Here is a 4,369-nt window from a genome sequence, read left to right as displayed (position 1 = left end):
CCCAGAGCAAGGCCCGCATGATCGAGAAGATGGCGGATTCCATGGAGGAGCTGGCCCCCAGCTCCCGCCGGTATCCCACCTTCCTCTTCCAGCAGCAATTGTTCGCTCAACGCGCGATCCGTATGCTCCCACCGATAGGCCCCGATCGGAGAACTGACCGTGTCGCGCAGCCCGGAAAGCGGCCGTAAACCCGGGTGTGCCCATAGCCGCTCCGAACGCGAAAAACGCGGCGTGGCATAATCCGTTACCCGGTCCGAGCCAAACTCGAAGAAGCCCACATCGTTTTGCTGGCAAAAAGGAATATCGAGCCCGTCGATCCACGCCATCGGGTGATCCGTGTCGTTGTGGTGACCGTGGAAATGCCAGCCCGGCGTCAGCAGCAGGTCGCCCCGGCTCATGCGCACCGGATCCCCGTTGACGACGGTCCATACCCCCTCACCCTCGACCACGAAACGGAACGCGTTTTGCGAGTGGCGGTGTTCCGGAGCCGTCTCGCGCGGTCCCAGATACTGAATTGCCGCCCATAAGGTCGGCGCGATGTAGGCGTTGCCGCCAAGACCGGGATTGGCAAGCCCCAGCGCCCGGCGCTCGCCGCCGCGACCAACAGGAACGAGTTCGCCCGAACGCTCGGCCATCGGCAGAATGTCCGCCCATTTCCAGACATGCGGCACGGCCCTCGGCTGCGGCGTGAACGGCATCAGGTCGTCGCGCTGCGTCCATAACGGCATGATATGCTCACGCTGGAACGCGGCATAGAGATCGCGCAGTTCTGGATTTTCTTCGGGTTGCCCCGCATCGTCCGGCAGGGTGTCCTTGATTTCCGCATCATGCATGGAAGCATCCTTTCATTCCGTTCAAGCCGCGTCGGGCTGATTGTGCGGGGCCGCATCCGAAAAGGCAGGCAAGGCATCCAGCTCGGCAAAGATCCGCTCAATAACCGGCCAATCTCGTGTATCGATATCGAACCGGCGGTTGTTCCAGACCTGCGCGTAAAGACAAAGATCGGCGAGGCCGGGCGTGTCGCCGTGGCAAAACCGTCCCGTTGCCGTATCGCGGGCAAGCGAGGTTTCAAGGGCATCGAAGGTGGTGCCCACCCAATGGGTAAACCACGCCTTCGTCGCCTCATCGTTGGCGCCGAAGGCATTGCCGAGATATTCAAGCACCCGCAGATTGTTCAGTGGATGGATCTCGCAGGCGATCATGAGAGACAGCGCACGCACACGGGCGCGACCGTCGGGATCGGCCGGCAGAAGCGGCGGTTCGGGCTGCGTCTCGTCGAGCCACTCTATGATCGCAAGCGATTGCGTCATCACCTGTCCGTCTTCACGCTCCAGGCTCGGAACCAGACCCGCCGGGTTCATGGCGAGATAGTTCGGCGCCCGCGCGTCTCCCTTGCGCAGCGCATAGGCGACATAGTCGTAATCCATGCCCTTCAGGTTCAATGCGGCGCGCAACCGGACAGAGGTGGACGACCGGAAGAAATTGTGCAGGCGAAACTTCATGCCCGCGGTCCGATCCCGGTGCGGATCTCACCCAGACCTTCGATGGAAACCACACATTCATCGCCCTCCACCAGCGGGCCGACCCCGGCCGGCGTGCCGGTCATGATCACGTCGCCAGGCTTCAGAGTCACCGATTTCGACAGGATCGATACGATCTCGGGCACAGACCAGATCAGCTCCGAGAGGTCGGCATCCTGTTTCGTCTCACCGTTCACGGTCAGACGGATCGCTCCCTTGGCGGGATGACCGACCACGCTGGCGGGATGCACCGGTCCGATAACGGCGGAGCGGTCGAAGCCCTTGCCCATATCCCATGGGCGCCCCTTGTCGCGTGCCTCAAGTTGCAGGTCGCGCCGGGTGAGATCGTTGCCGATAGCGTAGCCCCAGATGCAATCCCTGGCACTCCCCTCATCGATCCCGGTCGCATCACGGCCGATCACCACGACGAGCTCCGCCTCGTAGTGCAGGTTCTCGGTCAGCGGTGGATAGGCTACGGTTTCGCCATCGTCCACCACCGCATCGGCGGGCTTCATGAAGAAGAAGGGCGGATCGCGCTCGGGATCCTTCCCCATCTCGCGCGCATGGGCGGCATAGTTGCGTCCGACACAGAAGATACGGCGCACTGGAAACCTCTCTTCCTGACCGGCTATCGCCAGACTTGGGATCGGGAAGGGGGTAAATACGAAACTCATTCAACTCTCCATTTCTTGGGTATGAGGTTGCTGCGCAACACCGGACAACCTGGCCGCCGTCAGCCATTGACCGACGAGCAACACAAGGCCGGCCGCATTGATCCAGAGCGTCGCTTCGCCACCGATGCCCGGCGGCAGAAGCAACGCGATGCCGGACATCCCGACGAGCACACGGCGCGACGACCCCGCCGGCCCTGCGAACCAGCCCACGAAGGCCGCTGAAATGGCGTAGACGCCCAGCACCGCCGAGATTACGGCGAGCGCGATCTGCAACGGATCTCCGATCAGAAGCAGGGCGGGCGAAAAGACGAACAGGAACGGCACGATATAAGCCGTCCAGCCGAAACGCATGGCCTCCAACGCGGTGGGCATGGGCGGTGCCTTGGCAATGGATGCGGCAAAGAAGGCGCCAATGCCGATCGGCGGTGTGACCATCGACATCATCCCCAAATAGAAGATGAACAGATGCGCGGCGATGGGCTCGACGCCGGTCTCCACCAGCGACGGCGCCACAAGCACGGCCAGCAGCAGATAGACCCCAACGGTTGGCATGCCCATGCCCAGGATAAGACACACGGCTGCCGAGATCAGCAGAAGCAGGAACAGATTTCCCTGACCGAGATCGACCAGCGCGAAGGTGACCGCGAAGCCAAGCCCCGTCACGTTCAACACACCGATAATGAACCCCGCGGCAGCCGAGATCATGATGATCTCCGTTATCGACCGACCGGTTTCCACTGCGCATCGCCACAGATCCGCAAACCGCATGCGAACCTTGCCGTAACCGGCGATGAAGCCGATGGCGACCGTCGCCACGCCGCCCCATAGCGCGGCAGTCTCGGCACGCTGATTCAACCAGAACAGCGCCACAACGATGGCCGCGAAGGGAACAATGAAAACCCAGCCCCGGCGCATCACGCCGGCAACCGCTGGAATCTCCTCCCCTTCCACCGGACGTATATCCTGCTTTGCGGCCAACAGGTCTGCCTGTACGAACAGCGAGACGTAATAGAGCAAGGCAGGGACAAGGGCCGCCACCACGATTTCCGAATAGGGTTTCTGCAGAATGTCGGCCATCAGGAAAGCGACGGCGCCCATCACGGGTGGCGCGATCTGCCCGCCAGTCGATGCCACCGCCTCGATGGCGGCAGCCGTGGTGCGCCGAAAGCCGGAGTTGACCATCAACCGGATTGTGACGATGCCGGTCGCCACGATGTTGGAGACGACCACGCCCGAGATCGACCCGAATAGCCCCGACGCGACGATGGAAATTTTCGAGGCTCCGCCGCGCCTGCGCCCCATAGTGGCAAGCGCGAAATCGTTGAAGAAATCGCCGCCACCAGACCGCAAGAGCAATTGACCGAAAAAGACAAAGGCGACCACCACCGTCGCCGCGACGTTGAGCGTCACGCCCAGAAGACCGTTCGGATCGAAGGAAAGGTACACGGCCATCCGGTCGGCGGCGACCTCACGCGTCTGCAACATTCCCGGCACCAGATGACCGATGAGCCCGTAGCCACAGATCACGAGAACGACCACGACAAGCGTCCAACCGACGGTGCGACGCAATCCTTCGAGCACCAAGAGGAACAACGCACCGCTGACGATCAGCGCATCCCAGGGAAGCATCATCGCCGAGGAGACAAGCGTCGGATAGGCCCATGCCACGTAGAGCGACAGGCCGAGTCCCGCCCCCGAAAGCGCCAGATCGACAAGTCCCGCCCCACGCGCACCGCTCCCCCTGACCAGGAACACGAGACCGAGGCTGAGGCCGAGAACGATCGCCAGGAACTGTTCGGTGTAATAGGAATAGCCGAGCCGCGAGGGCAGATCGGCCGCCTGGGCGCTCGTCGACAGACCGATGAGAACCGTAACGGAAAGCCGGCCGATCCGGTTCAGCGCAAATGGCCGGCCGGCATGCCCTGGCGCCACCGGCCTTGCTAGCTCCCGTCGACCTGCTGGCCGATGATAGCGATCGCCTGCTGATAGACCCCTGCGGCATTCCAGGCTTGCAGCGCCCGGAAATTGGGCTGGCCCGGCCCATAGCCGGCGCCCTTCCGCCAGCCATGGGCGCGCAGGAAGTTGGCGGTCGAGGCAAGCGCGTCGGCGCGCGAGCGGATGAGATCGACGCTGCCGTTGCCGTCGCCATCCACCCCGAACTTCAGGACGTTGCCT

5 protein-coding genes are annotated in these 4,369 nt (G+C 62.9%); all 5 read right to left on the bottom strand.

The window, feature by feature from the left end:
* On the bottom strand, positions 1-833 hold an 833-nt coding region (locus QZ638_RS22600), incomplete at its 3' end, for a cupin domain-containing protein (RefSeq protein WP_295814858.1).
* Positions 834-854: 21 nt separating this feature from the next.
* Positions 855-1,502, bottom strand: coding sequence for a maleylacetoacetate isomerase (gene maiA, locus QZ638_RS22595; protein ID WP_295814855.1), 648 nt, complete (start codon positions 1,500-1,502; stop codon positions 855-857).
* The gene (locus QZ638_RS22590; protein ID WP_295814853.1) at positions 1,499-2,194 is read right to left on the bottom strand and encodes a fumarylacetoacetate hydrolase family protein; all 696 of its coding nucleotides are present in this window, start codon (positions 2,192-2,194) and stop codon (positions 1,499-1,501) included. The genes maiA and QZ638_RS22590 overlap by 4 nt, the downstream gene beginning before the upstream one ends.
* Positions 2,195-4,126, bottom strand: coding sequence for a TRAP transporter fused permease subunit (locus QZ638_RS22585; protein ID WP_295814850.1), 1,932 nt, complete (start codon positions 4,124-4,126; stop codon positions 2,195-2,197).
* An 8-nt stretch (positions 4,127-4,134) separates the two neighbouring features.
* Positions 4,135-4,369, bottom strand: a 235-nt coding sequence (locus QZ638_RS22580) for a lytic murein transglycosylase (RefSeq protein ID WP_295814848.1), incomplete at its 5' end; no start/stop codon positions are given.

This window comes from uncultured Nitratireductor sp., from assembly GCF_913053745.1.
GTDB lineage: Bacteria > Pseudomonadota > Alphaproteobacteria > Rhizobiales > Rhizobiaceae > Nitratireductor.
Note: the sequence above shows the minus strand (reverse complement) of the source record. Positions and strands in the feature narration are given on the sequence as shown.

Excerpts from the sequence above, each read along its gene's own strand:
- maiA (WP_295814855.1), bottom strand. The coding sequence starts at position 1,502 with ATGAAGTTTCGCCTGCACAATTTCTTCCGGTCGTCCACCTCTGTCCGG.
- QZ638_RS22590 (WP_295814853.1), bottom strand. The coding sequence starts at position 2,194 with ATGAGTTTCGTATTTACCCCCTTCCCGATCCCAAGTCTGGCGATAGCC.